Origin of the sequence: Clostridium sp. C8-1-8, assembly GCF_009928445.1 — a bacterium.
Lineage (GTDB): Bacteria > Bacillota > Clostridia > Clostridiales > Clostridiaceae > Clostridium_AR.
On sequence record NZ_JAABNO010000010.1, the window covers coordinates 14,132 to 34,326 of the forward strand.

16 protein-coding genes are annotated in these 20,195 nt (G+C 32.6%); 11 read left to right on the forward strand and 5 right to left on the reverse strand.

The genetic code is table 11. The annotated features are described in order from the left end of the window. The first annotated feature begins 12 nt into the window (after nt 1-12). The 5 genes from GXK57_RS11890 to GXK57_RS11910 all read left to right on the forward strand — a co-directional run bounded on the left by GXK57_RS11890 (nt 13) and on the right by GXK57_RS11910 (nt 6,658). Entirely contained in the window at nt 13-1,161 is a 1,149-nt protein-coding gene (locus tag GXK57_RS11890; protein ID WP_160676270.1) for an ROK family transcriptional regulator, read from the forward strand. Nucleotides 1,162-1,264: 103 nt separating this feature from the next. Further along, on the forward strand, nt 1,265-1,912 hold the full coding sequence (gene fsa / locus GXK57_RS11895; RefSeq protein WP_160676272.1) for a fructose-6-phosphate aldolase: 648 nt from the start codon (nt 1,265-1,267) through the stop codon (nt 1,910-1,912). 12 nt (nt 1,913-1,924) lie between these two features. Next, entirely contained in the window at nt 1,925-3,940 is a 2,016-nt protein-coding gene (gene tkt, locus GXK57_RS11900) for a transketolase (protein WP_160676274.1), read from the forward strand. A 380-nt stretch (nt 3,941-4,320) separates the two neighbouring features. Continuing rightward, nucleotides 4,321-4,944 carry a DUF4867 family protein gene (locus GXK57_RS11905; protein WP_160676276.1) on the forward strand — a complete coding sequence of 208 codons (624 nt, stop codon included), beginning with the start codon at nt 4,321-4,323 and terminating at the stop codon, nt 4,942-4,944. Between the two features lie 241 nt (nt 4,945-5,185). Next, nucleotides 5,186-6,658 carry an L-fucose/L-arabinose isomerase family protein gene (locus tag GXK57_RS11910; protein ID WP_160676278.1) on the forward strand — a complete coding sequence of 491 codons (1,473 nt, stop codon included), beginning with the start codon at nt 5,186-5,188 and terminating at the stop codon, nt 6,656-6,658. 220 nt (nt 6,659-6,878) lie between these two features. Here the strand turns inward: GXK57_RS11910 and GXK57_RS11915 are convergent, their stop codons facing one another. From GXK57_RS11915 to GXK57_RS11930, 4 genes are all read right to left on the reverse strand, one after another. Continuing rightward, nucleotides 6,879-7,154 (reverse strand): hypothetical protein, encoded by a 276-nt coding sequence (locus GXK57_RS11915; RefSeq protein WP_160676280.1) that lies wholly within the window; start codon nt 7,152-7,154, stop codon nt 6,879-6,881. A gap of 575 nt (nt 7,155-7,729) precedes the next feature. After that, nucleotides 7,730-8,218, reverse strand: coding sequence for a hypothetical protein (locus GXK57_RS11920; RefSeq protein ID WP_160676283.1), 489 nt, complete (start codon nt 8,216-8,218; stop codon nt 7,730-7,732). Nucleotides 8,219-8,230: 12 nt separating this feature from the next. Then, nucleotides 8,231-9,487: an ElyC/SanA/YdcF family protein gene (locus tag GXK57_RS26575; protein WP_243156414.1), complete on the reverse strand. Its 1,257-nt coding sequence runs from the start codon at nt 9,485-9,487 to the stop codon at nt 8,231-8,233. 33 nt (nt 9,488-9,520) lie between these two features. Beyond that, complete coding sequence (locus GXK57_RS11930; RefSeq protein WP_160676286.1) at nt 9,521-9,976, reverse strand: GNAT family N-acetyltransferase; 456 nt, start codon at nt 9,974-9,976, stop codon at nt 9,521-9,523. A gap of 212 nt (nt 9,977-10,188) precedes the next feature. Between GXK57_RS11930 and GXK57_RS11935 the strand changes: the two genes are divergently transcribed. Further along, nucleotides 10,189-10,395 carry a DUF5808 domain-containing protein gene (locus GXK57_RS11935; RefSeq protein ID WP_160676289.1) on the forward strand — a complete coding sequence of 69 codons (207 nt, stop codon included), beginning with the start codon at nt 10,189-10,191 and terminating at the stop codon, nt 10,393-10,395. A 224-nt stretch (nt 10,396-10,619) separates the two neighbouring features. Continuing rightward, nucleotides 10,620-12,029 carry an MFS transporter gene (locus tag GXK57_RS11940; RefSeq protein WP_160676291.1) on the forward strand — a complete coding sequence of 470 codons (1,410 nt, stop codon included), beginning with the start codon at nt 10,620-10,622 and terminating at the stop codon, nt 12,027-12,029. A gap of 212 nt (nt 12,030-12,241) precedes the next feature. Here GXK57_RS11940 and dapA read toward each other — a convergent pair whose 3' ends face one another. Further along, nucleotides 12,242-13,111 carry a 4-hydroxy-tetrahydrodipicolinate synthase gene (gene dapA, locus GXK57_RS11945; RefSeq protein WP_160676294.1) on the reverse strand — a complete coding sequence of 290 codons (870 nt, stop codon included), beginning with the start codon at nt 13,109-13,111 and terminating at the stop codon, nt 12,242-12,244. Nucleotides 13,112-13,681: 570 nt separating this feature from the next. Between dapA and GXK57_RS11950 the strand changes: the two genes are divergently transcribed. The 4 genes from GXK57_RS11950 (at nt 13,682) to GXK57_RS11965 (ending at nt 20,128) form a co-directional block, all read left to right on the forward strand. Next, nucleotides 13,682-14,248, forward strand: coding sequence for a GNAT family protein (locus GXK57_RS11950; RefSeq protein WP_160676297.1), 567 nt, complete (start codon nt 13,682-13,684; stop codon nt 14,246-14,248). Between the two features lie 66 nt (nt 14,249-14,314). Beyond that, nucleotides 14,315-15,754 carry a M20 family peptidase gene (locus tag GXK57_RS11955; protein WP_160676300.1) on the forward strand — a complete coding sequence of 480 codons (1,440 nt, stop codon included), beginning with the start codon at nt 14,315-14,317 and terminating at the stop codon, nt 15,752-15,754. Between the two features lie 846 nt (nt 15,755-16,600). Next, complete coding sequence (locus tag GXK57_RS11960) at nt 16,601-18,349, forward strand: glycosyl hydrolase family 18 protein (protein ID WP_160676303.1); 1,749 nt, start codon at nt 16,601-16,603, stop codon at nt 18,347-18,349. Between the two features lie 27 nt (nt 18,350-18,376). Further along, the gene (locus tag GXK57_RS11965) at nt 18,377-20,128 is read left to right on the forward strand and encodes a glycosyl hydrolase family 18 protein (RefSeq protein WP_160676306.1); all 1,752 of its coding nucleotides are present in this window, start codon (nt 18,377-18,379) and stop codon (nt 20,126-20,128) included. Nucleotides 20,129-20,195 lie beyond the last annotated feature (67 nt).

Below are 20,195 nucleotides of genomic sequence, written 5' to 3' on the forward strand. Positions count from 1 at the left end.
GTATTTTCAGAATTGATAGAAGTTAACCACAGCAAAATCAAAGAAACTAATCGAAAAAAGATTATATCATTATTATTAGAAAAAAATGAAATAACAAAGCTTGATATTTCTAGAATATTGGATATAAGTATTACTACTGTATCTACTAATATCACTGAACTTAAGAGTGAGGGAATTGTAGAGGATGTAAGGTCTTTAGAATCTACTGGAGGAAGAAAGGCAATTGCTATCAAGCTTAATGAAAATTGTAGATACTCTATTGGAGTAGCACTTACTCCAAATCATATTAAGATATCTCTTGTTAACTTAAAGAGGGAAATTGTTGAAAATATAAGAGTGAGACATAAAAATAGTGGGATTGAAGAGTTAATACTATTAATTAACAATAATATAGATTTATTAATAAAAAAGTATGATTTAAATGAAGAAAAGTTATTAGGTGTAGCATTTTCTATACCTGGAACTGTGGATTTTAAAGAGGGAGTAGTTAAGTATTCTTATCTAATTGGAATAAAGGACTTTAATTTTAAAGAAAGATTTGAGTATTTAAAGGTTCCAATATATGTGGATAATGAAGCTAATTTATCGGCTTATTATGAGTTTTTAAATAGAAAAGATGTATTGGAAAATCTTCTGTATGTATCAATAACAGAGGGGTTAGGCCTTGGTATAGTAATTAATAAAAAGATATATAGAGGCGATAATAATTCCTCAGGAGAGCTTGGTCATATTAAGATAGCAATCAATGGCAAAAGATGCAAATGTGGAGCTGATGGATGTCTTGAAGCTTACACGTCTATGAATTCTTTAACTGAAGGCTACAATGAGATATCAGAAAAGTTTATATCAGACATAAATGAATTTGAAGAAAAATATAATAAAAAGGATCCAATGGCGATTAGTGTTTTTGAACAATACTTAAAGCTATTGTCCGTTGGTATATCAAATTTAATTATGATATTAGACCCTAGCAGTATAGTAATTGGTGGAGATATAAATAATCTTTTAATTGATAAGCTAGAGGTTTTAAAAAAGAATATATATAAAGATAATTCCTTTACTAATGAAAACAACTGCAGCATAAGTATAGCTGATTTTAAAGAATCTTATCTTTTAGGAGCAGCAATGCTTCCAATTGAAGAGTTTCTAGAGATTAAATAATCAGTATCCGTAATAGAGTAGTTAATTGCTACTTTATTATTTTGAATACTTATTAAATAAATTTTCAAAAGTAGTTATATAAGTGGAAAGAGGAGAGGTTAAAATGAAGTTTTTCTTGGACACAGCAAATGTAGAACATATTAAGCAAGCAAATAGAATGGGAGTTATTTGTGGAGTTACAACAAACCCATCACTAATTGCTAAAGAAGGCAGAGACTTTAATGAGGTTATAAAAGAAATAACAGAAATAGTTGATGGGCCAATAAGTGGAGAAGTTATAAGTGAAGATGCAGAAGGAATGATAAGAGAAGGAAGAGAAATAGCAGCAATTCATAAGAATATGATAGTTAAGATACCTATGACAGAAGAGGGCTTAGCTGCAACTAAGGTATTATCAAGTGAAGGTATAAAGACAAATGTAACTTTAATATTTTCGGTGACTCAAGCTTTACTCGCAGGCAATGCAGGGGCAACTTATGTTAGTCCATTCCTAGGAAGGATAGATGACATATCAATGGATGGCATGGATTTGGTTAGATCTATAGCTGAGATCTTTGATATACATGGTATAGAAACAGAGATAATTGCAGCTAGTGTAAGAAATCCAATTCATGTTATAGAGGCAGCTAAGGCTGGAGCTCACATAGCTACAGTTCCTCATAGTTTAGTTCTTCAAATGGTTAAACATCCATTGACAACTCAAGGTTTAGAAAAGTTTAAAGCAGACTGGGCACAAGCTTTTGGAAAGTAGGGGACAGAGAGAATGAGTAGAGATTTAGATAAACTATCTATAAACGCAATAAGAGTACTTTCAGCAGATGCAATAGAAAAATCCAAATCAGGTCATCCAGGATTACCTTTAGGTGCAGCAACTATGGCCTTTACTCTATGGACTAAAATGAATCATAATGGGAAGAATCCGAACTGGGATAATAGAGACAGGTTTATCTTATCTGCAGGACATGGATCAATGCTTGAATATTCTTTATTGCATTTATTTGGATATGGTCTAACTATAGAGGATATTAAAAACTTTAGACAAGTAGGAAGTTTAACTCCTGGACATCCTGAGTATGGACATACTAAAGGCGTTGAAATAACTACAGGACCTCTTGGGCAAGGAATATGTAATGCAGTAGGTATGGCTATAGCGGAAGCTCATCTTGCAGAAAAATTCAATAAACCAGGATTTAAAGTTGTTGATCATTATACCTATGCTATAGTGGGAGACGGTTGTCTTATGGAAGGAATTTCAGGAGAGGCATCTTCGCTTGCAGGAACTCTAGGCTTAGAAAAACTAGTAGTTCTATATGATTCAAACAATATTTCTATAGAAGGGAATACAGACATAGCATTTAGAGAAGACGTAGCAAAGAGATATGAAGCTTATGGCTGGCAGGTGCTAAAAGTAGCCGACGGCAACGATGCAGAAGCTATTGAAAAAGCTCTTGAAGAGGCGAAGCAAGAAAATACGAAGCCTTCTATTATAATAGTTAAAAACCAAATAGGTTTTGGTTGTCCAGCAAAGCAAGGAAAGCCTTCTGCGCATGGAGAACCTTTAGGAGCTGAAAATGTGGCTGCTATGAAGGAAAATCTAGGCTGGAAGGTTGAACCTGCATTTTATGTTCCTGATGAAGTTTATTCAAATATGAATGAATATATAGAGAAAGGAATAGAAAAGGAAGAAGCTTGGAATAACTTGTTTAAAGCATATGAAGAAGCTTATCCTGAACTAGCAAAAGAGTATGTAAGATGGATCAATGGAGAATTAGATAAAGAGCTTCTACTTAATAATGAAGAGTTTTGGAACTTTGATAAAGCAATGGCTACTAGAGAATCCTCAGGAATAGTTATAAATAGACTAGCAAATATAATTCCTAACCTTATTGGTGGATCAGCAGATTTAGCTCCATCAAATAAGACTTATATGTCAGGCAGGGGAGATTTTTCTGCTGAAGATAGAAGTGGACAAAACCTTCACTTTGGTGTTAGAGAGCATGCGATGGCAGCCATAGCAAATGGTATATATGCTCATGGTGGATTAAAGGTGTTCTGCTCAACCTTCTTTGTATTCAGTGATTACATGAAGGGAGCTATGAGACTATCTTCCCTTATGAAGCTACCAGTAGCCTATGTATTAACTCATGATAGCATTGGTGTAGGAGAAGATGGACCAACTCATCAGCCTATAGAACAATTAGCTGTATTAAGAAGTATGCCAAACATGGCAGTATTTAGACCTGCTGATTCCAAGGAAACTGCAGCAGCTTGGTATTACGCTATGACAAATGGTACAACTCCTACATCGCTAGTGCTTACAAGACAAAAACTTCCGTTATACGATGGTTGTGCTAAGAGGGCTTTAAAGGGTGGATATATACTTAGAGATTGTAATAAGGAAACCCCAGATGTGCTACTAATGGCATCAGGTTCAGAAGTTGAACTTATATATAAAGCTGCAGAAGCGTTAGAGGCTAAAGGAATAGCTGCAAGAGTAATAAGCATTCCAAGCTTCGAAGTATTTGAAGCACAAGATGAAGCTTATAAAGAGTCCGTAATTCCAAGAAACATCAGAGCTAGAGTAGCAGTTGAAGCATTAACTTCCTTTGGATGGCATAAATACATTGGAATAGATGGAGAAGTAATTTCCCTTGACACCTTTGGAGCTTCAGGAAATGCAGAAGCATTATTTAAACAATTTGGATTTACAGTAGAAAATGTTGTGGAAAAAGCTGTGGCTGTGGTAAATAAGGGGATAGAAGTAAGTTATAAGAACTAAGCTAGTTTTGACCTAGTGAAAATAATGTTTTAGAGGGATAGCTTACGTACTTATTATTAGTATAGGTTCGTTGGAGCTTATGGAAAGTCATGTTTTTAGCAGCCTAAGGTTATGTATTAAATAATTGTTGGTGATGTATATACTCTAACTTAGGCTGCAATTATCATAAGATTTTTATTTAGAATATGTTCAACACAATACCTTTATAGAGTCTTTAATTAGAACAAACTTATAACAACATTTTTTAAATACATAACTATATGTAACATAAATACTATTAACTATATCTTATGAACTTGTATTACAAAACTGAAATAAGTAAATATAGATGGCTTAAAATATCAAAAATTCTTGTTAAACAGAAAGGGAGGATTACTTAAATGGTTATCAAAAATGTTAATGACAAGGCCTTTAAGAAATATGGACAGATACTTAAAAATTATGATTGCAAAGAGATTATTGAAAAAATGGAAAGTACGCCACTTCCTCAAGATGTAATCTATGAACCTTCAATAAAAGAACTTGAAGAACTAGATATAGCTAAAGAGTTAAGAAATAGAGAATATGGTGAACTTCCAATACAGATAGGTTATTGCAATGGTAATAATTATATGCTAAATGCTGTTGAATATCATCGTTCATCAGAAATAAATATAGCAGTGACAGATCTAATTTTACTTATAGGAAGCCAGCAAGACATTGAAGACGATTACTCATATGATACATCTAATATAGAAGCATTCTTAGTACCAAAAGGAACTATCATTGAAGTATATGCTACAACACTACATTATGCACCTTGTAATGTACAAGAAAGCGGCTTTAGATGCGTGGTTGTATTGCCAAAGGATACTAATCAGCCTTTAGAGAATAAATTTGAAAAAGTTGGCGAAGATGCCTTACTATTTGCAAAAAATAAATGGTTAATAGGACATAAGGATACCGACTTAGGATCACAGGGAGCATTTATAGGACTAGCTGGAGAAAATATCTCTTTAAAATAAGTGTATTAAAATTAAGTTTTCACATAGTATCCCTTTAATGGGATATTAGGAAAAATTAGTAGTTTAAGTTGGAATCATATGGTGATGTACAACTTTAATGAGAAAGTTATTTTTAAAGGTTATCTGGTTTTTGAGAGGATAATTTGAAAATATAGATTGTAGTATGAAGCGGTTCATCTATAAATAAAAACGCTATATAGAAAAATTTAAATAAATAATTATATAAAATGGAGGAGTCAAAATGAATAATACACCAAAAGTAAAATTAGGAATAGTAGCTGTAAGCAGAGATTGCTTCCCAATGGAGCTATCAGCAGATAGAAGGAAAGCTGTAGTAGAAGCTTTCGATGGAGAAATTTTTGAATGTTTAACAACTGTAGAAAATGAAAAGGATATGAGAAAAGCTTTATCAGAAGTTAGAGAAGCAGGAGTAAATGCATTAGTTGTTTACCTTGGAAACTTTGGCCCAGAAACTTCAGAAACTTTACTAGCAAAAGAATTTGATGGACCAGTAATGTTTGCAGCAGCTTCAGAAGAAAGTGGAGACAATCTAGTTGGAGGACGTGGAGATGCATATTGTGGAATGCTAAATGCAAGCTATAACTTAGCTCTTCGTAACATAAAGGCATATATTCCTGAATATCCAGTAGGTACAGCACCAGAAGTAGCAGATATGATAAAGGAATTTGTACCTGTTGCTAATGCTATACTTGGGCTAAAGAACTTAAAGATAATATCTTTTGGGCCAAGACCTCAAGATTTCTTAGCATGTAATGCGCCAATAAAGCAACTATACAATTTAGGAGTTGAAATAGAAGAAAATTCAGAGCTTGATTTATTTGCGGCTTTCAATGAACATGCAAATGACCCAAGAATTCCTGAAGTAATAGCTAGTATGGAAAAAGAACTAGGTGAAGGAAATAAAATGCCTGGTATACTACCTAAGCTTGCTCAATATGAAATTACATTACTAGACTGGATGGAAGAACATAAGGGATCAAGAGAATATGTAGTATTTGCAAATAAGTGCTGGCCTTCATTCCAAACACAATTTGGTTTTGTGCCATGTTATGTAAACAGCCGTTTAACTGCTATGGGTATTCCAGTATCCTGCGAAGTTGATATCTATGGAGCATTAAGTGAATATATTGGAACTTGTATAAGCCAAGACGTAGTAACTTTACTTGATATAAATAACACAGTACCAGCAGATATGTATGAATCAGAAATAAAAGGAAAGTTTGACTATACATTAAAGGATACCTTTATGGCTTTCCACTGTGGAAATACTGCTTCCTGCAAGCTTACTTGCGGTACAATGAAAAACCAAATGATAATGGCTAGAGCTTTAGAACCAAACCAAGAACCAAACATAACAAGAGGAACTTTAGAAGGCGATATAATACCTGGAGATATAACTTTCTTCCGTCTTCAAAGCAATGCTGAAGCTGAACTTACAGCTTATGTGGCTCAGGGAGAAGTTTTACCAGTTGCTACTCGTTCATTTGGAGCTATAGGTGTATTTGCAATTCCTGAAATGGGAAGATTTTATAGACATGTTTTAATAGAAGGAAGATACCCACATCATGGTGCAGTTGCTTTCGGTCATTTTGGAAAGGCAATCTACAATTTATTTAGATACCTAGGTGTTAAAGAAGTAGGATTCAATCAACCAAAAACAATGCTTTATAAATCAGAAAATCCTTTTTGCTAGAAGATAGCATATAACAACTAAAAGGAAATTGTTGAAAAAGAAATAATATTCATAAATATAGAAACCATGCATAAAGCGCAAATTAAATTCTCTTATGCATGGCTTTTATTATTGGCTTTAGTGTAATGAGAAAAACAACTACAAATAAAGTGATTAGAGCTCTTATAATCTATAAGTTCTGGCTTAAAAATATCTTTATAGATATTTAGTTTATCAGTTCTCAAAGAGTAGCAGAATCTTCAGAGGGATTTACCTTTTTATATTTATCAATGCAGAATAGAATTGAGGCTATTAAAAAAAGACCTCCTTCTATGCCTTCAATTATTAATCCAAGTGTTGCCCCTATGAAAGCCTCTAGGAAAGATAACCGTATAGCTTCAATAAAGAAAACTACCCCCAATAAAGCAGAATAAAGTTTTTTATTTTTATGATATAGAGATATAAAATATGTAATTATACATAAGTATGAAATTAATTTAAGAATTTCGTGCAACATATATAAGCCTCCATTTACTAATTAAAGTCTATTATAAATAACTTATAGAACTCTAACTAAATATAATATGTATACTGATTATAACATAATGTTGTAAAAACTGGGAGTTTACTAGTGAATGAGGAAGAAAAAACTATAATACATAAAGAAATGCCAAATCATATAAGGATTATGATATAATTATATTGCTATTTTAAATATATATAATTAAGCTTCTAGGAGAACGGATGATGAAAGAAAAATTGCAATTATATTTTATGTCCCTATTAACCTCTGTGTTGGCACTATTGGTTTTAGGAATCATGCTGTTACTTTATGGAGAAAGTTTATATTTTCCACTAAAGATATGCTCTATAGCTGCAATAATAGTTATTTTTATTCTTATTATTTACGTAGTTTACAATATTGTAAAAATCACCAGCATGAAACGACAATAGAGGCTTGGTAGGTGCATAGAACAAAAGATATCTTTGGCATAATAATAATTAACATCTAAACAATAAAAAACTGTACTAGGATAGTTGCAGATAATTATCCTTAGTACAGTTTTTTATTCTTCATAGAGTATTTTAAAATCATTTTTGCGTCACAGGCTCTTCTTTATAATTCATGGTGCTGTATAAATTCTTTAAATCATCGATAAGCTTGGAATCAGTGCACTTATAGACGGCTTTAATTGTATTTGTACCACTAAATTTATACACATAGATTATGTTTTTATATATGTTTATTGAATAAAGATATTCCTTTGACTGTTCAGTATTTGAGATTAATGCAATTACGAAATCAGGAGCTTTATCCTTCTCGCTGCTCTGAATGCAAGACAATGACTTTATGTATTTCATCATAGTTTGAATATCCTGACTTTTTGTAATCAGCTTACTTCTAGCTATTTCTTTTTCACCGCTTGTTAGTCTTAGGTTATCAAACTCCACCCTTTTAACTAAATCTGAAGATATATTCTCAAAAGGTTTAACTGTAGGTTTTTCTTGATTTTTAGTGCACCCTATACAAAATAGTAAGAGACAGGTAATAGTTGTAATTGCGAAGCTTTTCAATCTCAAAACATCATCTCCTTAGAATTTGCTAAACAGATTGTTGAATAATGAGTTTATTTTATCATCGACTTCAAACTCTGCACTAATTCTACTAAATATATATTGTATATCATCTTCAAAATTATTATTAAACACTAAGTCATTTATATGTAAAGAAAATAAATTCTCTTTAATTTCTTCTAATAAATTATAGGCTGTATCAATTTTGTTTGAAAGATATTTTATCACTGCCCTATGTATTAATCTAAGGGTTTTGTACCAATTAGGTTTTTCTAATATATAGTTAAGTAAAAAAGATCTATTCTTAGTTAAATTTTTATCTACTATAAAGTTTATGCTGTATTTTAAAAGAACTAGACCATCTTGTAAATCATCCTCAGAAATAGCATTCCTAATATCTAAATCAACAGATATATTATTGTTATAAACTAAGATTAATATGCCTTTAGGATTTTCAGTGAGATTAGTCATAACCGGATTGCCATAAACATTGATGAGTTCATCAGTAATAAAATTATCAACCTCACCTAATATTATTAGATCAATATCAGAAAATTTAGTGGCAGTACCTTTAGCCAGAGAACCTTTTAAGATTAAGGAAAGTCTGTTACTTTTACAGAATTTATATATAGCTTCTATATAGTTTCTATGTTCTTGTGTTGGATAGGATATCTCAAAATTAAATAAAATATTTTCCTTAAAATAGTTTTTAAATTGTGTTCCAATCTTTCTTACTTCATCCATAACCACATTTATTCCAACTTCTGAAGTAAACCAATTATCTTTTCTAATTCCTTGAACGTCGCAAGGACATATGATGAGTTCTACATTAGGAAATGCCCATTGATAATACATATAGCATCGTCTTGCATGGGAACTCTTGCAGCATATAATTGCTCTATTTATATGTAATCCAAGGTTGTCTGTTATTTCTCGAGACTTAAAAGCATTTTCATAAGTGCTTTCAGCAGTATCTTCTCGCAAAATTGCATTTTTATCAACCCCATTTTTATATAATACGTCATTGCAGAAATCCCATTCCGTGTTATAATGACTACCATAATTATCAGTTTTCACTGAGGGATTGAAAAACAACTTTTCATGTGGATTATGTCTTCCTGAAGGTAAGATAAGTGGAGCATATCTATCATGCCATAGCTTGGCTGCTTTTTCTCCTAATTCAGCATAGGAGCCTCCTGGTATGAAAATAATATCAGCAACTTTAGGTTCGCCTTCAATAAATATAAAGTTTGTTATGTCAGTTATAGCATTCATATTTCCTCCATGTAGCTTAGGATATTCTAGGAATTAGTTAGTGAAATTCCACTCATATATACATTTTTGGCGTTCACCTTCTAAGTACATATCATTATAGGGTGGTAAGTCTACTATTTCTTTAAGTGTGAGTCCTGCTTTTTCACAGGTTTTACGTGAGGGAAAATTATCAGGGTTGCAGGTAACTATTATTTTATCCATTTTATGACCTATAGCTACTTGTTTAATAATATTACATGCCTTTGCAGCAAAGTGATTTCCTCTGAAATTTTCATCAATTTCATAACCAATATTACCACCATAGTAAGAGTTTTCGTTATGTCCTATACGGATGTCTATATTACCTATAGGTTCTAATGAATTATGTAAAGTAATTGTGTAGGCATATCTAGGAAGATAACCTTTTTCATCGTCAGCAGGAGTTTTTGCTTTTATATTTAAATCAATTTCACCATCTGTTAAAAAATCGAAGCTTTTAAATTGAAACAATATGGCTCACCTCATTCTTGTATGTTATTATATTTGTAGAACATATTATAACATAATTGGGCGTATTTTCAATAAAGGTTAGATAAAAAGATAATAGAAGGAATTGAAAATAGACTATCCTATAAGTATGTCTATAATCATTGTAATAGCAATTGAACAAAGATATAATTACATTTAATAATTTACTTAGTATAAAAGAGAGCGGTGAAATAATGCCAAAAAGAAGGTGGACAAAGGATGAAATTGAGGATTATAGAAGAACTCATGGAAATTTCTTTTATTTTAATAAAGAAGATGCAAATCTTTTAATTCCAAAAGCTTTAGGTATAGGGAGGAGCTTTAATTGGGCCAATCCGATTTCTTGGGTGGTTACTTTAGCCTTAATTATAATAATAATACGTGCAATATATAAAAGTTAAAAAGTGAATTTCAAAGTTGAAAATTATTTGTTTTTTAATTAAACTTCAAATTAGAAAAGCGTAAAGGTTCATAATTACAATCCTTAGACTGAAAATAAGGCTTTTGACCAATCTAACAAGTTTTACCTTGATAAATTTAATAATGAAGTAGTATGTCTACATAAGGTATCAATTTATTAAAATTATAATATTATAGTACTGAACAATTGAAGGAGGTACTATTATTGAAAGATAATAAATGGAAAACTCTTGTGGTAATACTGGTAGGATCATTTATGACCACCTTGGATATTAACATAGTAAATGTAGCCTTGCCTAAGATGGCAGCTTCGCTTTATGTTGACTTAGGTACAATACAATGGGTAGTTACAAGCTACCTTTTAGTTATATCAACTCTTGTACTTATGTTTGGAAGGTTAGCAGATATAAAAGGAAAGAGAATAATATATCAAAACGGCTTTCTTGTATTTTCAGTAGGTTCGCTACTATGTGCACTTTCAAAGACTATGTATTTTTTAATTGGTGCTAGATTGATACAAGGGCTAGGTGCTTCAATGATGATGGCTTGCAACTTTGGAATTATCACCATGATATTTCCATTAAAAGAGAGGGGAAGGGCAACTGGGATACTAGGTACTGTGGTTGCAATTGGAACAATGGCTGGGCCACCATTGGGTGGTTTTTTAGTAGGAAGCTTTAATTGGCAGTCCATATTTTTAATAAATATACCTATAGGAGTATGCGCTTACCTGGCAGGAGTTAAACTTCTTCCTCATGACAAGATTTTAGATAGCAATAAAAACTTTGATTTTAAGGGAATGATTACTTTCGTAATATCTGTACTAGCACTGTTCCTTTCGCTGTTAAATGGAGAAGCTTTTGGGTGGAGAAGTACACCTATTGTAATAGGCTTTATTTTATTTATTGTAAGCTTTATAACCTTCTGTATTATAGAAATAAACACTGAAGTACCTATGCTAGATTTTAGGCTTTTTAAAAATAAATTTTTTTCAGCAGGTATATTATGCGCATTTATATCCTACTGTGTTATCTATTTTACAAATATAATACAACCTTTTTATCTTCAGCATATTTTAAGCTTTTCACCACAGAAAGCTGGCTTTATAATGATGGTTTATCCTGTTACTGCAGCTATAATGGCTCCAATCAGTGGTATTCTTTGTGATAGGATAGGATATAGGATTCCAACCTTTGTAGGGCTTGCTTTTACTTGTATCGGAATATTTACTATGTCTTACTTGAAATTGGATTCTTCATATCTTGCGATAATGATAAGTATGACAATTTTAGGTTGTGGCTATGGCTTGTTTCAATCACCTAACAATGCTGGAGTTATGTCTTCGGTGCCTAAAGATAAGCTTGGGATATCTGGAAGTATGAACTCCTTGATTAGAAATCTAGGAATGACTAGCGGTATATCTATCTCTGTGGCTATATTTTATAGTTACATGGGTGAAAAACTTGGAAGTCATGTATCAGCGCTTTCCTCAGGAAATCCAGAACTTTTTGTAACTTCAATGAGTTTCACCTATAAAGTAGGAGCAGTAATCGCTATAGCTGGTATTATAGTTGCATTCATGAGACTTTTAAAGAAGCCAGAATTGGAAGAATAGAAAATAATAATTTCTTTACAATAGAAAAATACTTGTTCTAAGACTTGGAGAACCTAAAAGCCTTTGAACAAGAATTTTTTTGCTAAGTTAATAATATTGTTGAAATTAAGTGGTTATATAAGGAGTTGCTATATCAGCGAGCTCACTAAAGCATCGGATTACTGACAACTTAATTTCAACATAGTACTTTAACAAAGCCTATTTTCAATCCGTTATTTTCTAAATAGAGCTTGGTTAAGTTTATTTTTTAAATCATCAGTTATTGTTGTTAGAGGTAGTCTTACCTCATCAGAATTTATAAGACCTTCTCTTTTTAAACAATATTTTAGAGGAGCAGGATTAGGTTCTTCAAATAACATAGGAACAAACTTATATAACTCCTTCCACGTTTCAAGTGCTAATTTATGATTGTTAGCCTTAACAGCATTGTATACCTCTACAAACTTTTCTGTTTCTAAATGAGCAGAAGCTAAGATGCCGCCATCAGCTCCAAGGGCAAGAACTGTATAAAATAATGCATCATCGCCAGTAAGAATAGAAAAATTTTCAGGTGGATTCAAAAGTAAGTTTGTTGTCTGCTTTATATCTCCACAGGAATCTTTTATTCCAATCATATTCTTCAGTTCTGCTAATTTATATATAGTATCATTTTCAATATTTCTACCTGTTCTATAAGGAATGTTATATATAATAATATCTAAATCAGTAGCTTCAGAAATCTTTAGAAAGTGCTCATAAATACCTCTTTGGTCAGGCCTGCTATAATATGGACATACAGATAATATTCCATCAACCTTATACTTTTCAGCCAGCTTTAGATTTTTAACAACCTTCCTAGTATCATTACCTCCAATACCAACAAATACAGGAACTTTTCCATCAGTATATTCCATAGTTTTTTCAATTATTTCCTCGTATTCATGCTCTGAAATAGTAGGACTTTCTCCAGTAGTACCCAAAGGAATTAAACCGCTAATATTTTTGCTTAAATAGTGATCTATAAGCCTTTTATAGGATTCAAAATCTATCTTGTCATCTGTAAAAGGTGTAATGAGTGGTACGTATACTCCTTGAAGCTTCATATAATCTTACCTCCAAACTTATATTTTCGATTTTGATAAAGATGTACAATTTCTATTAAAAATGAATTTTTAAAACTCCTCTAGAAATTCAGATGATAATTTAAAAGATAAATTTTAATATGAAATGGTACATAAATAAAAGCAATTAGAATAAAAATTCATTGAATTAGTAGTTAAGCTTGAGAAACGGAATTTAGACTTTATAATTTTTTTATAAAAATATTTAGATTTTTATTAGTAGTATATAGATATTATACCTTGAAAAGTAACATGAGTATAATTATACCATACATTCTAAATAATGATTAGTGATGGCTTGTATATAATTTTTATATACAACTAATCTGTTTTTTACAATTTATTGTAGAGATAAAGCAATTAAAACTAATAATATTAAAATATATTTGTAGCATCATAAAACCTAATATATATTAATGTATTAAATAATTGCTGGTGATAAAATGTACTTGTATACAAAATTATCCACGCAATATATAATATAGCTTATTAATAAGATAGATATATGCAAGGCATTAATTTATATATTTAACTTTAGAAAGGGATGATATTTTGAGTAAAAGTCCATTTGAACAGTTTCCTAGTATTACATCAGACAAAATAACTTTAAGAAAAATCGTAGACTCCGACCTTGATAGTATTTTCGAAATTTATAGTAACGAAAAGCTTTTTCAACATTCGCCTGTAATGCATACAAATAATAAAAATACTGTTGCCAATAAGATAGCCCACTTTGAAAGAGATTTTAATAAAAAGAAGTGCATATTTCTTGGAATTTCTTTAAATAGTGAACCTAACAAGGTGGTTGGTATAGCAGAAATGTTTGACTACTCAAGTGAAGTGAATATGATAACTATAGGTTACAGATTGAACGACAGATTTTGGGGTAAAGGAATCGCTACAGAAGCCGTTAAGCTAATGACTGATTACATATTTGAAGACTTAGGAATTAACCGTATACAAGCTTTAGTTATGCCAGAAAATATAAAATCTCAAGAGGTATTAAGAAGGAATAATTTTATAAGAGAAGGCGTAATTCGTCAAGGACACATATGGAAAGGTCACGGTGTTGTTGATTTAATATTATATTCTTTATTAAAGTCTGACAATAAAATGTGAGTTATAATACACAATGGACCTATGATATTGATAGAACATTAACTACTATAAGAAAGGAGATTAAAAATGAAATATATATTGATGATTTTATTGGCACTCATATTAATTTTTATTGCTGTTATTATATTTAGAGCCATGATGTTTAAGCCTAAAACTCAAGAGAAGGTTGAAGATAACACTGCGGACATTGATGAAAATAAGGCTGCAGCACATCTAGCAGAGATGATACGTTGTAAAACTGTGTCTAGATATGATAGTAAGCTTATAGATGAAGCAGAATTCGATAAATTCAGAGCATTACTTCCTAAACTATACCCTAATGTATTTAGTAATTGTTCTTATGAGAGAGTAGGGAATACAGGCATATTGATAAAATGGATAGGAAAGGCCTCACTTAATCCAACTGTATTGATGTCTCACTATGATGTAGTACCTGTTATCGAAGATAAATGGGAAAAGCCACCTTTTGCAGGAGTAATAGAAGATGGAGTGCTTTGGGGAAGAGGAACTCTAGATACAAAGGGAACCTTGTGTGGAGTTATGGAATCCGTAGAGCACCTAGTAGAGAAAGGTTTTATTCCAGAAAATGATGTGTATCTTGCTTTTTCAGGAGATGAAGAAATAAATGGGCCAAGTGCACCAGCAATCGTGGAAGAATTGAAGAGAAGAGGAATACAGCCAGCTTTAGTACTTGATGAAGGAGGAGCTGTTGTAGAAGGGGTATTTCCAGGACTTAAGCAACCTTGTGCCTTAATTGGTATAGGTGAAAAAGGACCTATGAACTTAGAACTTTCAGCCAAAGGAAATGGGGGACACGCATCTGCACCGCCGCCACATACTCTTGTAGGGCTTTTGGCTAAAGCAGTTGTAAATATTGAAAAACATCCCTTTAAGGCACAATTCACAAAACCAGCAGCTGAAATGTTTGAGACGCTTGGTAGATATTCTAGCTTTGCATATAAGATTATTTTCGCAAATCTATGGTGCTTTAAACCATTATTAGATTTACTGTGTAAGAAAAAAGGTGGAGAGCTCAATGCATTGATGAGAACTACTTGTGCACCAACAATGATGGAAGGAAGCAGTGCTCCTAATGTTCTTGCTCCACAGGCAAAGGTAGTTGCAAACTTAAGACTCATAGGTAAAGATACTCCAGAAACAGCAGTTGATTATTTAAAGAAGGTTATAAGTGATGATAATATAGAACTAGAAGTTATGGATGCAATGAATCCATCACCTTACTCTAAAACTGAAGGAGAGAGCTGGGATAAGCTAAGCAAGGCTATTAAACAGACCTGGCCAAGCACAATTGTATCTCCTTACTTAATGGTAGCTTGCAGTGATTCTAGACATTATTGTAGGATTAGTGAAAATGTGTATCGTTTCTCCGCTATGGCTTTAAGTAAGGAGGAGCGTTCTATGATACATGGACACAATGAGAGGGTTCCAGTAAGTACTATTGGCACAACAGTTAAGTTTTATATTAGATTGATAGGCCAGCTATAAGCTTTCTATAGAAATGCTACTACAACTACTAAATTATGTATGCCAAAAATTCTCAGAGCCTGATGCTTTCGAGCTTGTATAACTTAAGTTTCTATATAGGAACTTTTATAAACAGCTGTGATTCCTAGTTATTATAGATGGACCAATTCAATGCTAGATATATTTTCAAAGCTTCTATAGGCTCTTAGAGTAGAGTATGAAAAATAAGTTTTAGTATAAACTGGTACATCTATATATAAGTTATTTTGGAACTATAATAGGTTTTGTGCAAAGAGCTCAAAAGTAGTATTATCTATTAATTGTAAAATGGATAGTAGAGAAAAACGTGTTTTTACATGTCTTGTAGAGTTAATAAATTCAGATTAATAACTGCTTTATACTTTAAATATAACTTTGTCGTTAAGATAATAAATATAAGTAACATTAAAATTGAAAATAGTGTTTACAAAATAATATTTAGATTATATAATAAACATATAAAATAGTTAAAAATTCCATAAATAACATTTTATAAAAAAGCTAGTATAATAAAAGTAATAGTAGCATATAAATACATTTCTATAAGTTATCCTTTAAACAACTTAAATTTTACTTTAACTCTTAAAAACAAACAAAACATTTATACAGCTTCCACTTTTAAAATAGAATTATACTTATATATAGAAATCAATTCCTAATCTTTTAAACCTCATCTGGTATATACATCTATACATATACACCAAATTTAAGCGATATTTAAAAATTACATTCTGTAGTGTACAACCCTGTAAATTTGTTAGCTAAAAAATTTCATTAAAAAGTACTTTCTAAAAATGACATAAATAAAAATTTGAAAGGAGTTTTTTTATGAAAAGAAAGCTTAAACTAATCTCAACACTTCTTGCGGTAATGGTAATTACTCTATTAGCGTTACCATCCTTTAGTAGTTCTGCAGCACCAGTTCTTAACAGTAGACTTCTTGTAGGTTATTGGCATAATTTTGACAATAGTACAGGCATAATAAGGCTTAAGAATGTATCTACAAAATGGGACGTCGTAAATGTTGCTTTTGCAAGTTCAGCTGGTGACAACAGTACCATGACTTTTGAACCAGTTACAGGAACTGACTCAGACTTTAAGTCAGACATTGCTTATTTGAACAGTATAGGAAAGAAAGTAGTACTTTCAATTGGGGGGCAAAATGGAGTAGTGCTATTACCTGATAGCGCTGCAAAAACTAGATTCGTTAATTCTATGATATCTATAATCGATAAATATGGTTTTAATGGAATCGATATAGATCTTGAAACTGGTATGTCTCTAAATAATGGGGATAGTGACTTTAAAAATCCAACCACACCGCAGATAGTAAATTTAATAGCAGCAATTAAAGAGATATACAATCACTACGGCTCTAATTTTATTGTAAGCATGGCGCCAGAAACTGCTTATGTTCAGGGTGGCTTCGGAACTTATGGTGGTATATGGGGAGCATATCTTCCAGTTATATATGGAGTAAAAGATATATTAACCTATATACATGTGCAGCATTATAATTCAGGCTCCTGCTATGGATTGGATGGTAAAGTATATACTCAGGGAACTGCGGACTTTGAAGTAGCTTTAGCAGAAATGTTACTGCATGGCTTCCCAGTGGCAGGAAATTCAAGTAACGTATTCCCAGCGTTAAGACAGGAGCAAGTAATGATTGGACTGCCTGCAAGTTCAGGGGCAGCACCAAGCGGAGGATATATAAATCCTACAGAAATGAAAAAAGCTCTTGATTACTTAATTAAAGGACAATCTTACGGTGGAACCTACAAACTTTCCAATTCTCAAGGATATGCTAACTTCAGAGGCTTAATGGCTTGGTCAATAAATTGGGACGCATATACTGGATACGAATTTACTAATAACTATCGTACCTATCTTGATGGATTGACTACGAATCCCGTTGCACCAACAGCACCAAACGGATTAGCAGCGGTAGCAGCAAGCACATCTCAAATAAATGTTTCTTGGAATACGGTAGGAAATGCAACTAGCTACGATCTTGAAGTAGATGGAAGTCTATTAACAAACATTACAAGTCCTTATGAACACAAAAATTTAGCCTCAGGTTCTTCTCATACTTACAGAGTAAGAGCAGTAAACTCAGTTGGCGCAAGTGCATGGAGTACTGCTATATCTGCAAAGACATTAACTACAACTACATTACCAGCAGTGCCAACTGGATTAACAGCCTCTGCTACGAGCACATCACAAATTAAAATTTCTTGGAACGCAGTGGCAAATGCAAGTAGCTATGATCTCGAAATAGATGGAACTATAACATCTAATGTTTCAAGTCCATATCTACATGTGAATTTACCTGCAGGTTCCACTCATGCCTACAGAGTAAGAGCTGTAAATTCAGTGGGAGTTAGTGCATGGAGTGCATCAGTATCAGCAAAAACACAAACCTCAACTGGTATAACAGCTTGGGCACCCAATACTTACTATGGAGTTGGAACCTTGGTTACCTATAATGGAGTAACTTATATTTGCAGACAAAGTCATACTTCGCAGATAGGTTGGGAGCCACCGGTAGTACCTGCACTTTGGTTAGTACAATAATAGATGATAATCGAAAGGAGTTAAAGTATGAGGAAAATATCTATAAAGAAGATTATTTCAATTGCTGTTTCTTTATCTATTGCTATTCCTACCTTAACAGGGGGGAAGGTTTCAGCTACTACTAATACTAGGTTGACTACACAAGCTACTGATACTAAAAGATTTGTTGTTTATTTTCCCAATTGGGCTATGTACAATGCTGCACACAATAGTATGTCTGTTGATAATATTCCTTGGGATAAGGTTACAGTTGTAAATCATGCTTTCTTTACTGTAGATTCAAGTTATAAAATAGCAAGTACTGATGAATATGCTGATTATCAAGCGGCTTTTCCACACTCTGGTGGATGGAATCCTGGTGAATTAAGAGGACATTTTGGAGAATATAAATACTACAAATCGCTATATCCAAATGTAAAGCTTCTCGTTTCAATTGGTGGTTGGACAAGGGGAGAAAATTTCCACGCTATGGCAAGTTCATCCGCTAATAGAGCAACATTTATTAGTAGTATAATTTCCTTTTTAAAGCAATATCCATTTATAGATGGTATAGATATAGACTGGGAGTATCCAGGAGTTAATAGGGCTAAGGACCCAAATGATCAATATGACAGGGGATGCCCAGGTGGACCTGAGGATAAGCAAAACTATACAGTTTTAATGCAAGAAATTAGGCAAGCTTACAATAGTAGCGGACTATCAGGCAAGTTATTAACTATAGCTGCTCCAGGAGGATATGACAAGGTGGACTTGACTCAGCCTGATCAATATAGTCAATATTTAGATTGGATAAATGTCATGACCTATGATATCCATGGAGCATTTGAAAACACTACTAATCATCAATCAGCTATTTATGCTAATCCCAATGATCCATCACCTACAACCCCTGTAGATATTAAGAACAAGTATAACACAGATTATATAATGAAATACTTTGTTAACAAATATCATGTGCCAGCAAACAAATTAAATGCTGGTTCACCATTCTACTCAAGAGGCTGGAAAAATGTTGATAAGACTACTGGAACAAATGGCTTGTTTGCAAAAGCAAGCGGTGCTCCTGTAGGTAATCTTGATGATCCTAGTAACCCAGGTGGACAAAACTCTTATGGTCAAATGCTTCAGTTAGAAAACACTGCTGGCTATGTGAAGTATAGAGATAGTTATTCTAAAGTTCCATGGTTATATAATTCTACATTAGGAGTAATGTATACCTATGAAGATACTATATCAGCAGCAGCAAGATGTGATTATGTTATAAATAATGGCTTTGGAGGAATAATTGCCTGGGATATATCTGATGATTCAAGCGGCTTGCCTCTAACCAATACTATATCCAGTAAGCTTGGTATAGGCAGTACAGTAAGTCCAACAGCACCAGTGGTGCCAGAATTAGTAAGTGCAACAGCTTTAGGTGCTTCACAAATTAATGTAACTTGGAATTCAGTATCAAATGCAACTAGCTATGATATCGAAATAGATGGTACTGTGATAACTAACGTAAATAGTCCTTATGCGCATAAGGGGTTAACTGCTGGCTCCACACATTCTTATAGAGTTAGAGCTATAAATTCTGCTGGGGCCAGTGCATGGAGTAGTTATGTATCAGCTAAAACTCAAACTTCTAATGGGGTTACTGCTTGGGCGCCTAATACCTATTATGCAGCAGGAACCTTAGTAACTTATAATGGACTAACTTATGTATGCCTTCAAAGTCATACTTCACAAATAGGATGGGAACCATCAGCTGTACCAGCGCTGTGGAAGGTACAATAACACAAAAAAGTAAATTTTTTCAGAAAAGATGTTGAAAAGATACATTTAATTTGTTAATATGTAAATC

Coding starts and splice junctions, on each gene's coding strand:
- GXK57_RS11915 (WP_160676280.1), bottom strand. CDS start 7,154: ATGTTGCACGAAATTCTTAAATTAATTTCATACTTATGTATAATTACA.
- GXK57_RS11965 (WP_160676306.1), top strand. CDS start 18,377: ATGAGGAAAATATCTATAAAGAAGATTATTTCAATTGCTGTTTCTTTA.
- GXK57_RS11960 (WP_160676303.1), top strand. CDS start 16,601: ATGAAAAGAAAGCTTAAACTAATCTCAACACTTCTTGCGGTAATGGTA.
- GXK57_RS11905 (WP_160676276.1), top strand. CDS start 4,321: ATGGTTATCAAAAATGTTAATGACAAGGCCTTTAAGAAATATGGACAG.
- GXK57_RS26575 (WP_243156414.1), bottom strand. CDS start 9,487: ATGAATGCTATAACTGACATAACAAACTTTATATTTATTGAAGGCGAA.
- GXK57_RS11910 (WP_160676278.1), top strand. CDS start 5,186: ATGAATAATACACCAAAAGTAAAATTAGGAATAGTAGCTGTAAGCAGA.
- tkt (WP_160676274.1), top strand. CDS start 1,925: ATGAGTAGAGATTTAGATAAACTATCTATAAACGCAATAAGAGTACTT.
- GXK57_RS11955 (WP_160676300.1), top strand. CDS start 14,315: ATGAAATATATATTGATGATTTTATTGGCACTCATATTAATTTTTATT.
- dapA (WP_160676294.1), bottom strand. CDS start 13,111: ATGAAGCTTCAAGGAGTATACGTACCACTCATTACACCTTTTACAGAT.
- GXK57_RS11935 (WP_160676289.1), top strand. CDS start 10,189: ATGCCAAAAAGAAGGTGGACAAAGGATGAAATTGAGGATTATAGAAGA.
- fsa (WP_160676272.1), top strand. CDS start 1,265: ATGAAGTTTTTCTTGGACACAGCAAATGTAGAACATATTAAGCAAGCA.